This is a genomic window from Microcystis ichthyoblabe FBCC-A1114 (genome assembly GCF_050500245.1).
Classification (GTDB): domain Bacteria; phylum Cyanobacteriota; class Cyanobacteriia; order Cyanobacteriales; family Microcystaceae; genus Microcystis; species Microcystis ichthyoblabe_A.
On record NZ_CP191408.1, the window covers coordinates 2,464,896 to 2,481,038 of the forward strand.

Sequence of the window (16,143 nt, forward strand, 5' to 3'; positions counted from 1 at the left end):
CCCCTATGCCTTTCAAACAGGATTTAGTATTGTAGGACGCTTTTGAATCAGCAAAAATTAATTATGCAAGAGGTTTAATAAAAAAAAGAGCATCGGCAAATGATACCCTTTGTGGCTGAATATCTAAGTAGTTACAGATTTGATCCTAAGGATTAAGTATGCTGTTGTCCGCGCTCGTCTGCTGAGTCCATTCGGAACTCGGCGTGAGCTTTTGTCGAACGCTGAGCTCCTGGCCGAAGCCCGAATTTTGGCTCCCGAAAACGAAAACTTTAGACTTCATCATTTAAGATAAATCCCCTACTTAGGCGATGGGTTGTTTCATACTACTTAGTTCTCGAATGCCTAACCAACCGATCAAACTATAGCAAATCGATAGCAACATACTTTGATTACCAATTCTTAACCACTGTTTCAAAGCCTCCAAGTTAGCTTGGCTTTCTGCCTGTTTTCGCCGCTCTTGCAGCTGAGTTTGTAGCTGATTTTTGATCTCATCTAATCGCTGTTTAAATTCCCTCGGGCTTTTGGATAAATCGCGTAAATTAGTTAATTGCTCTCTTTGTTGGCGAAGGGTTTGTAACTGTTCTGTGCTGATCGGTTGTCCTTGGACACGACCAGTTTCAATCACTTGAGTTCTCTGAGAGATCTGCTGGTCTAATAGTTGGGGATTTTGCGATAGAGTATTTAACTGGGCTAAGAAAGCTTGAATTTGTCCCTCCCCTTGGTCAACACCCTGTTCAATTTGAGTCAAAGCGTCGTTTTTAATCTGGTTGATATTATTGATATGAACAGGAATCATCAACAGAAAAACTAAGCCTAACAGTGTGGAAAGAATAAAGATCGGCCAACGCAATTCAAAGTGGTATTTCCTAGTAGTGAAATTTTTATTGTTATCGTCAATCCAGTAAGCGATTAAAACGAGAACGATACCCAGAAGAGGAACAATTCCTCGATCGACAAAGGTGGTGACGAACCCTACCTGCCATTGGGATTGACTGAATTGATAGGGCAGCGGCAGGATAAACGCATCCAAAAGGAAGGAAAGAATGAAAACCAATCCCGTTAATTTCAGGGACAAAGAAGTAAAACTGTTCATCGCTGTTTCTGTAATGGTATGTCAATGAATAGATTCATTAGTCTGTTTAAAAGTTCTCGCTGGGGGTTCCCAGACGGATTTTGCCGAGAGGCAATCTGACAAACTGCAATTTCTAATTAACTTTTGCTCAACCTCCCGCTAAACCCTACGCTAAATCGTTCTGCTTGTCAACCTCTTTCGAGAATCGACTCTAGAAATATTACCTCAATATGGCATCGGTAAACCTATCCCTGTCAAAGAATAAAATTTTCCCAAGCTCTCAGACTGGGTTTTCCCCAGATCTCTTCCCTAAGACAGAGACTGTCAAAGAATAAAATTTTCCCAAGCTCTCAGATGAGTCCTCAATGGTTAGCCTATAGTAAAGACAGCCCCCCTGAGTTGATAACAAAACCCATGCAGAAATTGGTGGAAGTTTTAGCTGATAAACAAGCTCTGATCGCAAAATCTCTGGCGCTGGTTCTGGAAAAAATCACAACCAGCCTCGACCAACAGGACTATTTTACCATCGCTCTGTCCGGCGGTAGTACCCCGAAACCTCTCTACGAGGCTTTATCCTCTCAACCCCTCGACTGGTCAAAAATTCACGTTTTCTGGGGAGATGAGCGCTACGTTAGTCCCGATCATCCTGACAGTAATCAACGCATGGCCCGGTTAGCATGGCTCGATCGCATACCGATCCCAGCCGCTAATATTCATCCCATGCCCACGGATGAACCCGATCCCCAGCTGGCCGCCCAAAAATACGATGATCATCTCCGCCAATGGTTTGGGGTCAATTCTCCCGATTTTCCCGTTTTTGACCTGATTTTATTGGGAATGGGCGATGATGGTCACACCGCCTCTCTCTTTCCCCACACGGCAGCTTTAACGGTGAGCGATCGCTGTATCACCGTCGGCGAGAAAGACGGCAATCCCCGCTTGACTTTTACCGTTCCCCTGATCAATCAGGCCCGTTGTGTGATCTTTATCGCTGCCGGCGAAAGTAAACGCCCCGCTCTACATCAGATTTTCTCTGCCTATGGTGACTCTTTCTCCTATCCTTCCCGTCTCATCCACCCCCCGGCCGGGGAATTATATTGGTTGCTCGATGCGGCCGCTGGTTCCTCTTTTGTCTAGAGAATAGGGGAATAGGGGAATAGGGAAATGGGGTAATTCAACTAAAACCCCAACACCCCAACACCCCAACACCCCAACACCCCAACACCCCAACCCCTAATCTGCTTTTTTACTTTTTACTTTTTCCTTTTTACTTTTTCCTTAAAAATGATCGTTTGTCCTAATTGCGAACATATTAACCCCGATGAGGCCACTCAATGCGAGGCCTGTTACACTCCCTTGCCGCGGATGTCTTCCTGTCCTAGTTGTGGGGCAACCATCCAAACTGATGCCACCTTTTGCGGTCAGTGTGGGTACAATTTACAGCCTAATTCCGTTCCCATGGTGGCAGCCCAACCCGAATCGGAACCTGAACCCGTCCCACCGGTCCCTACAGCCACCGGCGCCTCGATCGCACCTCCTCCTGTTGCCCCCCCACCGGTTCCGGCCGCCACCCGCTTGCAGACGGAAATGGCCAGTCTCCAGCACCTACAAACCGATAGCAAAATTGAATTACCCCTACATCTATCGGTAATTCATATCGGCAAACCTAACGATCGCATTCCCCCCGATATCGATGTTTCCGGTTTTCCCGATTCTGACATCGTCTCCCGGGTTCATGGCGATATCCGCGTCGAAGGGGGCATCTATTACCTTGAAGACACGGGCAGCGCTAACGGAACCTACGTTAATCACAATCCCCTACCCCCCGGCAATCGTCATCGTCTCCGGGCTGGCGATCGCATTTCCCTCGGTAAAGGGGACAAAATGACTTTTATTTTCCAAATGTCTTAAAAAAGGTTAGGGGTTAGGGATTTAGGGTGATGGGGAAATTTCAGCTAAATTTCCCATTTCCCCACTTCCCACTTCCCCACTTCCCCATTTCCCCACTGAAAATTATGCGTACAAATTGGCGAATTGGCTCTTTATTGGGCATTCCTCTCTATATTGATTCCTCGTGGTTTTTGATTCTGGCTTTTGTCACCTTGATCAATGCCACCGATGCAGAAATTCAGTCTCTGGCCGCCCATAGTGCTGTTTTAGCGTGGTTACTTGGTTTAATCATCGCTTTATTGCTGTTTATCTCGGTTTTACTCCACGAATTAGGTCATAGTTTCATGGCTCGCTCCCAAGGCATCCAGGTCAATTCCATTACCCTGTTTCTCTTTGGGGGTATGGCCTCGATCGAGCGAGAATCTCGGACTCCTCCCGAGGCCCTGCAAGTAGCGATCGCTGGACCCCTCGTCAGTTTTCTCCTGTTTTGTCTCCTCTCCCTAGCCAGTCACTTACCCTATTTAAACGCCAATTTAACCTATATATGCGGGCATTTAGCGATAATTAACCTGTTTTTGGCTCTATTTAATCTTATCCCCGGTTTACCCCTCGATGGGGGTCAAATTTTCAAAGCAATGGTCTGGCAAGCAACTGGCGATCGCTGGAAAGGTTTACATTGGGCTGCGATCAGTGGTCAATTCATCGGTTGGTTAGGGATTATTTTAGGGATTTTCTTGGTTCTCTTGACGGCAGATGTGGGGGGTGCCTGGTTAGGATTAATGGGCTGGTTTATCCTCAGAAATGCCCGCGCCTACGATAATTTAACTAATTTACAGGAAAGTCTCCTCAATTTCACAGCGGGAGAGGTGATGAGCAGACATTTGCGGGTTTTAAACGCCCATCAAACCCTAGAGGAATTCGCCCAAGAATACGTTTTAGACCGAGCGGCTGCCAATACTGCTTATTTTGCCGCTTCCGAGGGGCGTTATCGGGGATTAATTCGGGTGGCAGATTTACAGGCGATCGAGCGGAGTTTCTGGTCAGAAAAACAACTGCTTGATATTGCCCATCCCCTCGGGGAAATTGCCACTGTTGAGGAAAAAACCCCCTTAGTGACGGTGGTGCAGAAACTGGAAACCATCCAGGACCGCATGATCACGGTGTTAACACCAGCCTCCGCCGTAGCGGGAGTGATCGATCGCGGCGATATCCTCAAGGCAATTGCGATTAAATACCAAATTCCCCTAGAGGAAACGGATATTGAACGCGCTCGCGAGGGAGTTTACCCCAGTTATTTGCCCTTAAATGTTATTGCTGCCGCTCTTGACAAGAGTGAACGGCCAAAAATCGGCGAACCGTCCTTAATGTCCTGACGTAGAGAGGATGGAAGATAATAATCTTGAATCTGGCTAATGCGAAAATTTCCTCGCTGGTTAACCTGCCACAATTTCCCCGTTTCCACATCTAAACAACTTAACCAGCCTTGGCCGTAGGCCCAAGTATCAATACAAATGGCATGGCCGAGATTAATCGGTTTCCCGCTTTTTTGGCTGGTATGGCCGCAAATCATGGTTTTTCCCGAACTATGGGCGGCGGGATATTGAAATTTCTCCCAAAAGAGCTTGTATTCTGGTTGTCTGGCTAGGGGTAGATGGGGATCGAGACTAGCGTGAACAAATAAATGATTTGCAGTTTCGTAGCTATTTATACAGACTTTTCCTAAAAAATCCCAGTGAGATTCAGGAATTTTAATCAGGTGGCCTTCACTATAGGATTTGAGGGTGGCTTTACCGCCTTTTTCTAACCAGAGACGCTGTTTAAGGGGGTTATGACGGGCTTGCAGCATGATAATCTCGTGATTACCTTTGAGGGGAATCAAATTTCCCTGTTTATGTAGGGAAATCAGGCGATCGATCACCCCTTTCGAGTCTCTGCCCTTATTAACGTAATCACCGAGGGTGATTAAAGTATCTTGCGGTTTGGGGTTGACGATCTCTAGCAAGTGATCTAGAGCTTTCGAGCAACCATGAATATCGCCGATCGCTAAGGTTCGCATGAGGATTTAGTAGGGGATTAGGGCATAGGTAGGGTTTGCGGCAAAAAGTTTTTCGTGGGGGCAGGGTGTGGGGTGTGGGGTGTAGGGTGTAGGGTTTTACCGATTTTGAGGTGGTCAGTTACCTAATTTTCAGGGAAAAAGTCCAGGAATTTTACCCCCGATCCCTCCAATGGTAGGCACTTTTTGAGGTCAAAAAAGTCTAAAAGCCTTATCAAACAAAGTTTTTAGATTTATTCAGCAAACCCTAGGTACAGGTAAAAGTATTAAAGAAATCTGTTCACGACAGACAGCGATTATCGGTGATCTTGCTTAGGGTAACAAAAAGGCTTACAGTAAAATGTACCATAAATTATCAAATCTACTAAATTAATTAAGCTGTGCCGAAAGTTGTTATTGCAGGTAACTGGAAAATGCACAAAACCCAGAGAGAAGCTTTGGAGTTTTTGCAAGATTTTAAATCCCATCTAGATGAAACCCCCGACGACCGAGAAGTGGTTCTTTGCGCCCCTTTCACAGCTTTAGCTGTCCTCTCTAAAACCCTCCACGGCGGTCGTATTCGCTTGGGGGCGCAAAATGTCCACTGGGAAAAATCGGGGGCTTATACGGGCGAAATCTCGGCGGATATGTTAACCGAAATTGGGGTTCACTATGTGGTTATCGGTCACAGTGAACGCCGGCAATATTTCGGCGAAACTGATGAAACCGTCAATTTAAGGGTTATATCTGCCCAAAAACAAGGTTTAATCCCGATTATCTGTGTGGGAGAAAGTAAAGCCCAAAGAGATGCTGGAGAAACGGAAAAGGTAATTATCAAGCAAATTCAAGGGGGTTTAGTCAATGTTGACCAAAAAAACCTCGTTATCGCCTACGAACCCATCTGGGCGATTGGCACGGGGGAAACCTGCGAAAGCGAGGAAGCGAACCGCGTTATCGGTTTGATTCGACAACAATTAGACAATCCCGACGTAACCATTCAGTACGGTGGTTCGGTAAAACCCGATAATATCGATGAAATTATGGCTCAATCGCAGATAAACGGGGCTTTAGTCGGTGGGGCGAGTCTAGACCCCACCGTATTCGCTAGGATTGTTAATTATCGTTAATTGATTTCTGCTGCCATGACGCTATTTTCCAAAACCCCGATGCCTTCTATTTCCACCCGAACCTTATCCCCCACCTGCAGCGGTCCGATTCCTTCGGGAGTTCCCGTTAAAATCACATCCCCCGGCAGCAGGGTCATCACTTGGGAGATATAAGCCACCAAGACATCGGGGGGAAAGACCATATCACTAAGATAACTGCTTTGTTTGGGTTCGCTGCCATCATTGAGAAAAGTGGTTAATTGCGCCCCGATACTCAATTCCCGGACAATCCAGGGGCCGAGGGGACAAAAACTGTCAAATCCTTTCGCCCGCGTCCATTGGCTATCTTTTTTCTGTAAATCCCTAGCGGTGACATCGTTAGCAATGGTATAACCCCAGATTTTACTTCTGGCCTGGGCTGTCGTGCAGTTTTTGGCGGTTTCTCCCATAATTAATGCCAATTCTCCCTCATAATCTACTCTTTCCGATTGGGGCGGATAAAAAATCGTTTCACCATCGGCGATAATTGTCGTCGGTGGCTTGAGAAATAAAAGCGGTTCTTCCGGTACAGGTGTTCCCATCTCGGCGGCGTGGGCGCGGTAATTTTTGCCCACGGCAATAATTTTCGACGGGAAACAGGGGGCTAATAGTTGGTAGCTATCAGGTTCTAATTCTAGCTTGGTTAGTTGCCCTCCTTGCCAGGGAGGGGCATCAAAGACGGCAACGCTACGGTTTAGCTGTAACAGTCCGTAGAAGATTTGTCCTTGACGATGTTTCACTCGTACATAGCGTTGCGCCATATTTTTCTGGGAATGACTAGCGATCGACTCTCGGATAGTAGTATGATCATATATCCTTGCTTCTTTATTAAAAGCTAGAGAGTTATGAAAATCAATTAACTCCTGGCCTTGACAAAGAAGCCTTCTAGTCCATAAGGATTCTGAGATGAGCAATAACTACGAAACTCTTTACATTCTCCGTCCCGATTTAGGGGAAGAAGTCGTTCAGCAACAAGTGGAACGTTATCGGACTCTGATTACCGAACACAGCGCCACAGACATTGAGGTTAAGGTGTGGGGTAAAAAACGTCTGGCCTATCCCATCAAAAAACTCAATGATGGTGTCTATGTGCAGATGAATTATCAGGCCAGCGGCAAACAAGTCGCCCCCATGGAACGGGCCATGCGTTTAAGTGATGAGGTTATTCGTTATTTAACCCTAAAACTCGATCGCGTGATGCCCCCCCCTGCGGATTTATCTCCCTTAACGGAAATTCCCCCCTCTCCTATCACCGAAGCGGTGGTGGAAGAGGACGGCATCTCCGCTGAAGATTAATTATAGTCACAACTGTGTCGGATCAATGCCCAATTCGCGTAATCGGGCAAAAGCGCGATCTCGTTCTTGTTGTGCTTGGTCGCGTTCTTGTTGTGCTTGGTTGCGCTCCTCAAAGAGGGTTTCAGGGTCTTTAAATCGTTCCCCATTGGGATAAAAGACCTCTAAACCCTCTTCAAACATCTCAAACCGAATTCCTAGGATTGGGGAAGTCCAAGGAAAATTCAAGGCCGTTACTGGGAAAAAATCCTCTTGCTGATTGGCCCGCACCAATCCCCAGAAATCATGGGAGTCTGGGTCATAGAAAAACATTTCTAATACCCCATACTCCCGATAGAAAGACTGCTTTTTGAGCATTTCCCTGGCACTATTGCTCGGAGAGAGGATTTCAAACACTACCTGGGGAGCAATATTGTCTTCTTCCCATTGTTTATAGCTGCCGCGCTCACCCGGTGGACGGCCGAAAACCACCATGGCATCGGGAGCTTGACGGGGAGCGGGTGGTACAGTTACCTGCTGGGGATACCAGAGCAAATCTCCGGCGACAAAGACGGTTTGCTCTTTAAATAAATACCTGAGATTGGCAACCAAGCGAACAATCCAGCGATATTGAACTGTGTTGTCGGCCATAGGTTTACCGTCGGAATCAGGATAGAAAAGTTGGAGTTCGATGGGTGCTTGAACCATGCTTTATCTCTTGCGATCGCATTTTGGCCTAGCTTTATTGTATCATCGCAAATCCTTGGTTTGAAACCCTGTCCTTTTAGGACGACTTTGTCTTAGACCTCTGGCCAAAGTTGTATAAGTAGGGTTTGCTACGCCGTCGCTAATACACCTTTATTTTTATAAGTAACTTAGAGTATTTTTAAGATTTGATAAATTTAACGGCAAGACTTTCAAATCTACAGAATTAAACATTATAAATCAGACAGAACCACATTTTTTAAGAGGTATGTGCTTATGTTATTAGCGAAACTTATCAAACAATCCATCGGGGGGGTAATACTTATCAGTCTTGCGACAGCAGGCATAGCGCAAGCTGCGCAAGTTATTGTTGACTTTGACGACCTTGTTGGCGACAATATTCTTGTACCCGATGGATACGGTGGAATTAATTGGGACAGTAACTGGATTTACTATGGATTCGACCAGTTTCAATACACTCCAGAGTCCACCCCCAATCGTGTGTACCCAAATTTCGGTAAATGGCCTGTTAGTTCCGCCAGTGTTCCCTTCTACTTTCCATCACTTGTACGGTTTGATGGTGCCTATTTTGCTGGTCTTGACTTTTCTACTGCTACCTTCCAACTGTATAACAGTGGTTCGTTAGTAGCAACATCTGGGACACTTATACCTTCCTCAACACCAACTTTTCTCGCCTCGGGCTACACTGGGTTGGTGGATGAGGTGCGTGTTTCCCTGGCTAGTGTTGGATACATTGTAATGGATAATGTAACGTATAACACTGACATTGAAACTGTTCCTGAACCTAGCACAATTTTAGGCTTAGGTTTATTGGGATTTGGTGCTTTCTGCCAGCGCAAACTATCTCAAGGGAAGAAGTCAAAACAGGACAATTAAGTTGAGAACTTTGGGGTTTATCCCCCCTTAATCTTCCCTGAATAAGGGGGATATCTGACAGTTTTTAACACCTACCTACTTATAGAAAAATAGGGGTTGGGTTGAGCAATAGCAAGGCCCAACCTGCTATTTTATAATTGTCAAAGGTAGGTCTTTTTCTTTTCTAACTTCTCAACATAAGTCAATGGCCTCTTTGATATTTTGTAGAGCTTCTTTTTGAGTCTCACGAAGTCGTTCAGCAACAAGTCGCCCCATGGAACGGGCCATGGGTTTAAGTGATGAGGTTATTCGTTATTTAACCCTAAAACTCGATCGCGTGGTGGCCCCCCCCTGCCGATTTATCTCCCTTAACGGAAATTCCCCCCTCTCCTATCACCGAAGCGGTGGTGGAAGAGGACGGCATCTCCGAGGAAGATTAATTATATAGCGTTCCCTAAGCTAGTGAGGTACACCTGTTTTTCTTCCCCTTTGCCTTTTGCCTCTTGCCTTTTGCCTAAAACCCATAACTTTTGTACCTCAGCAGACTGAAAAACGCTATAGTCACAACTGTGTCGGATCAATGCCCAATTCGCGTAATCGGGCAAAAGCGAGGTCACGTTCTTGTTGTGCTTGGTTGCGTTCTTGTTGTGCTTGGTTGCGCTCTTGTTGTGCTTGGTTGCGTTCCTCAAAGAGGGTTTCAGGGTCTTTAAATCGTTCCCCATTGGGATAAAAGACCTCTAAACCCTCTTCAAACATCTCAAACCGAATTCCTAGGATTGGGGAAGTCCAAGGAAAATTCAAGGCCGTTACTGGGAAAAAATCCTCTTGCTGATTGGCCCGCACCAATCCCCAGAAATCATGGGAGTCTGGGTCATAGAAAAACATTTCTAATACCCCATACTCCCGATAGAAAGACTGCTTTTTGAGCATTTCCCTGGCACTATTGCTCGGAGAGAGGATTTCAAACACTACCTGGGGAGCAATATTGTCTTCTTCCCATTGTTTATAGCTGCCGCGCTCACCCGGTGGACGGCCGAAAACTACCATGGCATCGGGAGCTTGACGGGGAGCGGGTGGTACAGTTACCTGCTGGGGATACCAGAGCAAATCTCCGGCGACAAAGACGGTTTGCTCTTTAAATAAATACCTGAGATTGGCAACCAAGCGAACAATCCAGCGATATTGAACTGTGTTGTCGGCCATAGGTTTACCGTCGGAATCAGGATAGAAAAGTTGGGGTTCGATGGGTGCTTGAACCATGCTTTATCTCTTGCGATCGCATTTTGCCTAACTTTATTGTATCACCGCAAATCCTGGGTTTGAAATCCTGTCCTTTTATACTAAATCCGTTGAGTAACGCACAGAAAACGGGTTTCTCGGATAAACCCGTTTTCTGCTCAGGCAAAAGGCTTCGGCCGTGAGCTCAGCCGAACGGCAAAAAGGGGAATAAATAATCAGTCTTTAATAACCAGATTTAGTATTAGGACGACTTTGCCTTAGACCTCTGGCAAAAGTTGTATAAGTAGGGCGTGTTACGCTGTCGCTAACGTACCTTTATTTTTATAAGTAACTTAGAGTATTTTTAAGATTTATTAAAGTCAATGGTAAGATTAAGTAAAATCAATGGTTAATAGATATACCTCTAGGGGAATATCTATTACGGTTGAGGCAGAACCACATTTTTTAAGAGGAGAAAGAGAAAAATCTGCCCAACAGTATGCTGTTTTTGTGATTAAAACTGCGTCCATTAACTCAAAAGTTACATTTTTGGCACGTCCAATCAAGTTATAGGTCTCTGTTCTAAATTTTTGAAGTTCCAGAATGTTATTATTCATCTAAGGGAGTTTCTTTAATGCTTGTATTTTTTATTTTCTCCCTTTTTGTTATTCTTGCTTTATTAATATAAGGAAAGGTTACTATTGAGTAAATACTTGAGTTTGGCTATAAAAATTGCAAAATATGAAATGTAAAAATCCTTGACGACGGTGGAAAATTTTGCCATATTTTTCGCTAATAAAGATTCATATCCTGGGTTTGCTGGAGAAGGAAGCACTGTCTATTCCCTGTTCCTGAAAATGCCCAGACTTGTCTGTTCTCATTGGCGACGTGCCAAAAAAGGAAAGAGCAGCGAGTGTCAAAATCGCTACAATATATAGATAAAATCCTAATTGCGAGGAAAGCCTATCGATACCATCTTCGGCAATACCCAGGGACTAAAAGCTAGTCAGATGAAACAGCTACAAAGGCTGTACCATGAACGCTTGCCTATTGATACCCTCACCACCCCAGAATTCGCCCAAAGACTGGCGGCCATCAGTACCGATATCCATCAACCCCTCTGCACCTATATCAACCGTCGCGGCCAGGTAATTCGAGTGGGAGTGGGAACCCCCCGACAAACGCAATTTTCTCTCTTGGAACTACCCCGCTACGGTTCCGAACGTCTTTGCGGAATTCGTTGCATCGCCACGGAACTCAAGCAAGAACCGCCAAAAGAATCCAGTCTAACCGCCATGGCTTTGCAAAGATTAGACGCACTGGTGATCTTAACCCTAACTGGCACAGGCATGATCCGTCGCGGTGGTGGGGCGACCGGTTATGTGGAGCAAGTCTATCTGGCGCATCTCATACCACAAAGTCAAACAAATGTCAATAGTAATATATACTGGTCTGTCTCCCCGCCCTTAAATCTAGAGGATTTAAGCAAACAGGACTTTTTAGAGTTAGTGGAAGGACTAGAGGCGGAGTTTCAGCGAGAATTTACCGCTATAACCGTTGATACAGCCGAAGATCGGGTGCTATTGGTTGGTTTAATGACCGACGATATGAGCGATCGCCAGTTTGAGGACGGTTTAAGCGAATTAGAGCGTTTAGTTGATACCGCCGGGGGTAAAGTTTTGCAAGTCACCCGACAAAAACGGGATCATCCCCATCCTCAAACAGTGATCGGTTCGGGAAAAGTGGCAGAAATCGCCCTACAGGTGCAAACTTCGGGAGCTAACTTAGTTGTATTCAATCGCGACCTTTCTCCCGCCCAAATTCGCAATCTAGAGAACCAAATCGGGGTGAGAGTGGTCGATCGCACCGAGGTTATCCTGGACATTTTCGCCCAACGGGCCCAATCGCAAGCGGGTAAACTACAGGTAGAATTAGCCCAATTAGAATACACTTTACCGCGTCTCACCGGGCGCGGATTAGCCATGTCGAGATTAGGGGGAGGAATTGGCACTCGCGGACCGGGGGAGACAAAATTAGAAACAGAACGCCGAACTATTCAACGTCGTTTATCCCGTCTCCAGGATGAGGTGGATCAACTGCAAGCTCATCGTTCCCGTTTACGCAAACAACGGCAAAAACAAGATGTAGCCAGTGTGGCGATCATCGGTTACACCAATGCGGGAAAATCTACTTTAATTAATGCTCTCACCGCTGCCGAAGTTTATACCGCCGATCAACTGTTTGCTACCCTCGATCCCACCACCCGACGCTTAACTATTACCGATCCCCTCACCCAGGTCTCTCACACCCTGTTACTAACCGATACGGTGGGTTTTATCCACGAATTACCCCCCTCGCTGGTGGATGCTTTTCGGGCAACTTTAGAGGAAGTAACGGAAGCAGAGGCATTACTCCATCTGGTGGATCTCTCCCATCCAGCTTGGGAAAGTCAGATTGCCTCGGTGTTAAAAATCCTCTCGGAGATGCCGATTCAAACCGGTCCGATGTTAATGGTGTTTAATAAGTTGGATCAGGTAAAAAGCGACGATTTGGAAATAGCTAAGGAAAAATATCCCCAAGCTGTTTTTATCTCGGCTATTCGTCGCCTCGGATTGGAAACTTTAAAACAAAAGTTAATCGATTTAATCGCTTAATTAGGGTGATCAGCAAACCTGAGCGCTCGGAGGGCGCAGGTTCCTTGCGCCCCTACAGTAACGGATTTTGTCCACAATCTAGGGGCGAACTGCGTTCGCCCAAAAGGTACATTATCAAAGCGCAAGTCCCTTATGCCCGAATGCTTCGCCCCTACAGGACGCGGGCCGATGAATAAGAGCTTTGCGATCGCCAATAAAAATACCAGGTTTTTGAAGAGGGCGAATGCAATTCGCCCCTACAATCATATTATCGCGCCAATGGTAGGGGCGCACCGTGGTCTCGCGCTTAGAAATTAATTGAATGGAAACACATAAATAGTTGATTTATGTTCAGGATTTAGGGGGCAAAACTCAGTTTTCATCTCAAAGTTGCTGGCGAAATAACAGGAAACCCTTATTTTCTCGTTGGGGACTGTCCTTGAAAATTGAACATAAAATACTAGAATTATGTTCAAAAATCATCCTTCCAGGGGGTTGTCATCTGCTGGGAGAGCGATTAATCTAGGAACAGATGAGTGAGGTAAACCCAATCTCAAGCCAACTACTTTTTTCTTAATTAGGAGTATAATTCCAATGTCCCAACTTCAAATTACTGATTTGGTTCTTGTCAATTCAGAATACGATCAAGTTCAAGATATTACAGAATACGATTACCGAAATATCATGGGCGGAATAACAATCACAATAACGGAGTACGACAAGAACGGTAAGATTACGAAGGTAACTAAAGTTGAAATTTAAGTAAAAAGTGATTGCTTTTCTAGGAAAAGCAATCACCAATTCCAGATATTTTTAGGTAACTGTTCAGGGAGAGATTAATAACTCTTGCTCCAATGCTCTGCCTCAGAACGCCATATCTAAGGCTCTGCTTTATTTCCTTATTTATGTTCAAAAATAATCCTTCAAGAGGGTTGCCATCTGCTTTAAAAAGCATTATATAAAAATAGGTGAGTAAGGTAAACTCAATCTCAAGTTAACTACTTTTTCTTTGATTAAGAGGACAATTTCAATGGCTAGAATTTCGATTAACAATCTACACGCTGATGACCTTAACTCTTCACTTATTTCCTTTAGACCTCTTGCATAATTTTTTTATGGTATAATGTAAGGTTTTGCTTTTTTCTCAATTCTTAGATTGAAGTGGAAAAAAGAATAAAATGTGATCTTAGGTCAGGAAATCATCTATAATTTTGCTATGTTTATTAGCAAAATTATGGATTATCAAAACTTATCAGATGAACAATTCAAACGCCGTTTCGGTGTGTACAAACAAACATATAGAAAGATGGTAGAATCAGTAAAAAGTGTTGAAGCCGACTCTAATTCACCATCTAAAAGGGGACCGAAACCTAAACTATCTATAGAAGAACAAGTTTTAGTAACGTTAGAATATTGGCGAGAATATAGAACATATTTTCACATTGGTACAAGCTGGGAACTATCAGAATCAACTATATGTCGGATTGTAAATAAGACGGAAAAAATGCTTTTACAATCGGGAAACTTCCGTTTAAAAGGAAAAAAAGCTTTACTCAATCAAGCAGAGATACCGGTCATAACGGTAATGGATGTAACGGAAACTCCCATTGAACGCCCCCAAAAGAAACAGAAAGATTTTTTTTCGGGTAAAAGAGGTTATCATACTTTAAAATCCCAATTAGTAGCTGATCAAAATACAGAGGAAATTATCTGTGTCTTCTGTGGGAAAGGTAGAGGTCATGATTTTAGTTTATTTAAAAAAAGTCGAGTTCGTTTTCATCCTTTAACTACCAGCATAGAAGACAGTGGTTATCAGGGAATAGCTGCATACCATAGTAATAGTTATACACCGAAAAAGAAATCGAAAAATAGAAAATTAACAGAGTTAGAAAAAGAGTATAACAAGGCTTTAGCCAAAGAAAGGATTATCATTGAACCTATAAATAGGAAACTCAAAATCTTTAAAATCTTATCCTGTAAATATCGGAATCGTCGTCGAAGATATAGTTTAAGAGTTAACTTGTTGGCGGCTATTTATAACTGTGAGTTAGGGATAGGTATAGCAGCTTCTTAAAAGTTGCCTAAAGATTAATCAAGTCAAGGAGAATTTATTCTCAATTTTTATAATTGAGATAGTTTGTGCCGCTTAAATAAAGAGGTTTTGATAACCAAATTAAAGCAGCTCTAAAGAGTTTTGAGTTAAAAGTTAAACTTCAAGTTTTCATTCAGGACGAATGTACTGATTAACTAATTTTTTGGGGAAAATTAGTTAACCCATTATTATAACATATAATTAATTTGCAAGAGTTCTTTTGAAGACAAGGAAACTAACTTAGTTAAAGCCGCAGTTGAACCTTCGCTTAAACCGAACTTCTAGCTTGCGGTTCAGCTTATTGGTCATGCCATCTAACACAAATCGGTCCACTAATAGCGTGTTAGATTTGGACTGACGAAAAACGTAAATATGTTCCAGTGCGGCAATGACTTGTACTGGCGCAACTACGGTTATATTTTCGGTTTTGTAAAGGGATTTGAGGAGATATTGACTGGTATTTTGTTGGTGAGTCAGTTCGGCTTTTTCTTTCTCAACTACCGACTGGTCATCAGCTTCATCGGGAAATTCTAGTGTTTGCCAGTTTTCCCAGCCGGTTCTTTCATCGGCGGGGGTGTTGAGGTAGCTATCTTCAAACCCATCTTGCTTGACTGTGTAGGAAATTTTCCCCTCGGCATCGGTGGCGAACACCACTATCTTGCTCTCGTGGGTAATCGTACTAATATGTTGTAGTTTGTCTTTGAGTAGGTGCATAAGTGTCTTTTTAGTTAGTTGGTTTACAGATCCGACAAAACAAAAACGATGACCGCACTATCCCCGGCCATCTCGCCTAATCGGCCTTTGGGTTCCGGGATAACTACGGATTATTCAGAAAAGTTTCCTTGACTTTTACCTTTAATCCGCCAGCCGTCCTTAATCATAATTACCGATTATCCGCCCCGCCCCGATTTTTTAACAAATTCTTAGTTTTAACCGTTCAGGGCGGAGATATAATGATCTAGGAGACTGCTGGCTCTCCTCGACTTTGTGTGATAATCAGTGCTTATCATTCGTAGGAGTCTTGCTAGACAAGGCTTTAAAGACTATATTGCCAGAAAATTATGGTTCTTCGTTACTTGGTATGGTTCGATTGGGTGGCATAAATCGAGTAAATCCTTATCTGGCAATAGATTTAATCGAAAACAATTGACAAAAATCGCCAAATGTTTTTCTCTATAAGAGTTTCATTTCTTATAATCCTGTACGTT

General features: G+C 44.1%; 16 protein-coding genes and 1 pseudogene. 10 read left to right on the forward strand and 7 right to left on the reverse strand.

Annotated features, from left to right (window positions below; translation table 11 throughout):
* Nucleotides 1–301 precede the first annotated feature (301 nt).
* Nucleotides 302–1,093: an HpsJ family protein gene (locus ACQY1Y_RS11865; RefSeq protein ID WP_069475430.1), complete on the reverse strand. Its 792-nt coding sequence runs from the start codon at nucleotides 1,091–1,093 to the stop codon at nucleotides 302–304.
* Between the two features lie 393 nt (nucleotides 1,094–1,486).
* Between ACQY1Y_RS11865 and pgl the strand changes: the two genes are divergently transcribed.
* The 3 genes from pgl (at nucleotide 1,487) to ACQY1Y_RS11880 (ending at nucleotide 4,335) form a co-directional block, all read left to right on the forward strand.
* The gene (pgl, locus tag ACQY1Y_RS11870) at nucleotides 1,487–2,209 is read left to right on the forward strand and encodes a 6-phosphogluconolactonase (RefSeq protein WP_103113406.1); all 723 of its coding nucleotides are present in this window, start codon (nucleotides 1,487–1,489) and stop codon (nucleotides 2,207–2,209) included.
* Nucleotides 2,210–2,356: 147 nt separating this feature from the next.
* The gene (locus tag ACQY1Y_RS11875) at nucleotides 2,357–2,983 is read left to right on the forward strand and encodes an FHA domain-containing protein (RefSeq protein ID WP_430012811.1); all 627 of its coding nucleotides are present in this window, start codon (nucleotides 2,357–2,359) and stop codon (nucleotides 2,981–2,983) included.
* A 104-nt stretch (nucleotides 2,984–3,087) separates the two neighbouring features.
* Nucleotides 3,088–4,335, forward strand: coding sequence for a site-2 protease family protein (locus tag ACQY1Y_RS11880; RefSeq protein ID WP_430012812.1), 1,248 nt, complete (start codon nucleotides 3,088–3,090; stop codon nucleotides 4,333–4,335).
* Here ACQY1Y_RS11880 and ACQY1Y_RS11885 read toward each other — a convergent pair.
* Nucleotides 4,254–5,018 carry a metallophosphoesterase family protein gene (locus tag ACQY1Y_RS11885; RefSeq protein WP_149107762.1) on the reverse strand — a complete coding sequence of 255 codons (765 nt, stop codon included), beginning with the start codon at nucleotides 5,016–5,018 and terminating at the stop codon, nucleotides 4,254–4,256. The genes ACQY1Y_RS11880 and ACQY1Y_RS11885 overlap by 82 nt on opposite strands.
* 377 nt (nucleotides 5,019–5,395) lie before the next feature.
* On the opposite strand from ACQY1Y_RS11885, the gene tpiA reads away from it, so the two are divergent.
* Nucleotides 5,396–6,121, forward strand: coding sequence for a triose-phosphate isomerase (gene tpiA / locus ACQY1Y_RS11890; protein WP_016515627.1), 726 nt, complete (start codon nucleotides 5,396–5,398; stop codon nucleotides 6,119–6,121).
* Here tpiA and ACQY1Y_RS11895 read toward each other — a convergent pair.
* The gene (locus ACQY1Y_RS11895; RefSeq protein ID WP_061432665.1) at nucleotides 6,118–6,900 is read right to left on the reverse strand and encodes a fumarylacetoacetate hydrolase family protein; all 783 of its coding nucleotides are present in this window, start codon (nucleotides 6,898–6,900) and stop codon (nucleotides 6,118–6,120) included. The genes tpiA and ACQY1Y_RS11895 overlap by 4 nt on opposite strands.
* A 145-nt stretch (nucleotides 6,901–7,045) precedes the next feature.
* Between ACQY1Y_RS11895 and rpsF the strand changes: the two genes are divergently transcribed.
* Nucleotides 7,046–7,435: a 30S ribosomal protein S6 gene (gene rpsF / locus ACQY1Y_RS11900; protein ID WP_002733521.1), complete on the forward strand. Its 390-nt coding sequence runs from the start codon at nucleotides 7,046–7,048 to the stop codon at nucleotides 7,433–7,435.
* Nucleotides 7,436–7,441: 6 nt separating this feature from the next.
* Here the strand turns inward: rpsF and ACQY1Y_RS11905 are convergent, their stop codons facing one another.
* On the reverse strand, nucleotides 7,442–8,119 hold the full coding sequence (locus ACQY1Y_RS11905) for a Uma2 family endonuclease (RefSeq protein WP_430012813.1): 678 nt from the start codon (nucleotides 8,117–8,119) through the stop codon (nucleotides 7,442–7,444).
* Nucleotides 8,120–8,392: 273 nt separating this feature from the next.
* On the opposite strand from ACQY1Y_RS11905, the gene ACQY1Y_RS11910 reads away from it, so the two are divergent.
* A complete protein-coding gene (locus ACQY1Y_RS11910; RefSeq protein WP_430012814.1) occupies nucleotides 8,393–9,013 on the forward strand; it encodes a PEP-CTERM sorting domain-containing protein in 621 nt (206 codons plus the stop codon).
* A 250-nt stretch (nucleotides 9,014–9,263) separates the two neighbouring features.
* A pseudogene (locus ACQY1Y_RS11915) lies at nucleotides 9,264–9,432 on the forward strand (30S ribosomal protein S6); the annotation flags it as partial.
* 121 nt (nucleotides 9,433–9,553) lie between these two features.
* Here the strand turns inward: ACQY1Y_RS11915 and ACQY1Y_RS11920 are convergent.
* Both ACQY1Y_RS11920 and ACQY1Y_RS11925 read right to left on the reverse strand, forming a co-directional pair.
* The gene (locus tag ACQY1Y_RS11920; protein WP_430012815.1) at nucleotides 9,554–10,252 is read right to left on the reverse strand and encodes a Uma2 family endonuclease; all 699 of its coding nucleotides are present in this window, start codon (nucleotides 10,250–10,252) and stop codon (nucleotides 9,554–9,556) included.
* 350 nt (nucleotides 10,253–10,602) lie between these two features.
* A complete protein-coding gene (locus ACQY1Y_RS11925; protein WP_103113414.1) occupies nucleotides 10,603–10,827 on the reverse strand; it encodes a hypothetical protein in 225 nt (74 codons plus the stop codon).
* A 333-nt stretch (nucleotides 10,828–11,160) separates the two neighbouring features.
* On the opposite strand from ACQY1Y_RS11925, the gene hflX reads away from it, so the two are divergent.
* The 3 genes from hflX (at nucleotide 11,161) to ACQY1Y_RS11940 (ending at nucleotide 14,917) form a co-directional block, all read left to right on the forward strand.
* The gene (hflX, locus tag ACQY1Y_RS11930; RefSeq protein ID WP_430012816.1) at nucleotides 11,161–12,864 is read left to right on the forward strand and encodes a GTPase HflX; all 1,704 of its coding nucleotides are present in this window, start codon (nucleotides 11,161–11,163) and stop codon (nucleotides 12,862–12,864) included.
* Nucleotides 12,865–13,437: 573 nt separating this feature from the next.
* The gene (locus ACQY1Y_RS11935; RefSeq protein WP_176721685.1) at nucleotides 13,438–13,605 is read left to right on the forward strand and encodes a hypothetical protein; all 168 of its coding nucleotides are present in this window, start codon (nucleotides 13,438–13,440) and stop codon (nucleotides 13,603–13,605) included.
* A 454-nt stretch (nucleotides 13,606–14,059) separates the two neighbouring features.
* The gene (locus ACQY1Y_RS11940) at nucleotides 14,060–14,917 is read left to right on the forward strand and encodes an IS5-like element ISMae4 family transposase (protein ID WP_002735720.1); all 858 of its coding nucleotides are present in this window, start codon (nucleotides 14,060–14,062) and stop codon (nucleotides 14,915–14,917) included.
* 258 nt (nucleotides 14,918–15,175) lie between these two features.
* On the opposite strand, the gene ACQY1Y_RS11945 is transcribed toward ACQY1Y_RS11940, so the two are convergent.
* The gene (locus ACQY1Y_RS11945; protein WP_069474333.1) at nucleotides 15,176–15,649 is read right to left on the reverse strand and encodes a hypothetical protein; all 474 of its coding nucleotides are present in this window, start codon (nucleotides 15,647–15,649) and stop codon (nucleotides 15,176–15,178) included.
* Between the last annotated feature and the right edge of the window lie 494 nt (nucleotides 15,650–16,143).

What these genes read in the sequence shown, in the direction of transcription:
- ACQY1Y_RS11865 (WP_069475430.1), bottom strand. Translation starts at nt 1,093, where the DNA reads ATGAACAGTTTTACTTCTTTGTCCCTGAAATTAACGGGATTGGTTTTC.
- pgl (WP_103113406.1), top strand. Translation starts at nt 1,487, where the DNA reads ATGCAGAAATTGGTGGAAGTTTTAGCTGATAAACAAGCTCTGATCGCA.
- ACQY1Y_RS11875 (WP_430012811.1), top strand. Translation starts at nt 2,357, where the DNA reads ATGATCGTTTGTCCTAATTGCGAACATATTAACCCCGATGAGGCCACT.
- ACQY1Y_RS11880 (WP_430012812.1), top strand. Translation starts at nt 3,088, where the DNA reads ATGCGTACAAATTGGCGAATTGGCTCTTTATTGGGCATTCCTCTCTAT.
- ACQY1Y_RS11885 (WP_149107762.1), bottom strand. Translation starts at nt 5,018, where the DNA reads ATGCGAACCTTAGCGATCGGCGATATTCATGGTTGCTCGAAAGCTCTA.
- ACQY1Y_RS11895 (WP_061432665.1), bottom strand. Translation starts at nt 6,900, where the DNA reads ATGGCGCAACGCTATGTACGAGTGAAACATCGTCAAGGACAAATCTTC.
- rpsF (WP_002733521.1), top strand. Translation starts at nt 7,046, where the DNA reads ATGAGCAATAACTACGAAACTCTTTACATTCTCCGTCCCGATTTAGGG.
- ACQY1Y_RS11905 (WP_430012813.1), bottom strand. Translation starts at nt 8,119, where the DNA reads ATGGTTCAAGCACCCATCGAACTCCAACTTTTCTATCCTGATTCCGAC.
- ACQY1Y_RS11910 (WP_430012814.1), top strand. Translation starts at nt 8,393, where the DNA reads ATGTTATTAGCGAAACTTATCAAACAATCCATCGGGGGGGTAATACTT.
- ACQY1Y_RS11920 (WP_430012815.1), bottom strand. Translation starts at nt 10,252, where the DNA reads ATGGTTCAAGCACCCATCGAACCCCAACTTTTCTATCCTGATTCCGAC.
- ACQY1Y_RS11925 (WP_103113414.1), bottom strand. Translation starts at nt 10,827, where the DNA reads ATGAATAATAACATTCTGGAACTTCAAAAATTTAGAACAGAGACCTAT.
- ACQY1Y_RS11935 (WP_176721685.1), top strand. Translation starts at nt 13,438, where the DNA reads ATGTCCCAACTTCAAATTACTGATTTGGTTCTTGTCAATTCAGAATAC.
- ACQY1Y_RS11940 (WP_002735720.1), top strand. Translation starts at nt 14,060, where the DNA reads ATGTTTATTAGCAAAATTATGGATTATCAAAACTTATCAGATGAACAA.
- ACQY1Y_RS11945 (WP_069474333.1), bottom strand. Translation starts at nt 15,649, where the DNA reads ATGCACCTACTCAAAGACAAACTACAACATATTAGTACGATTACCCAC.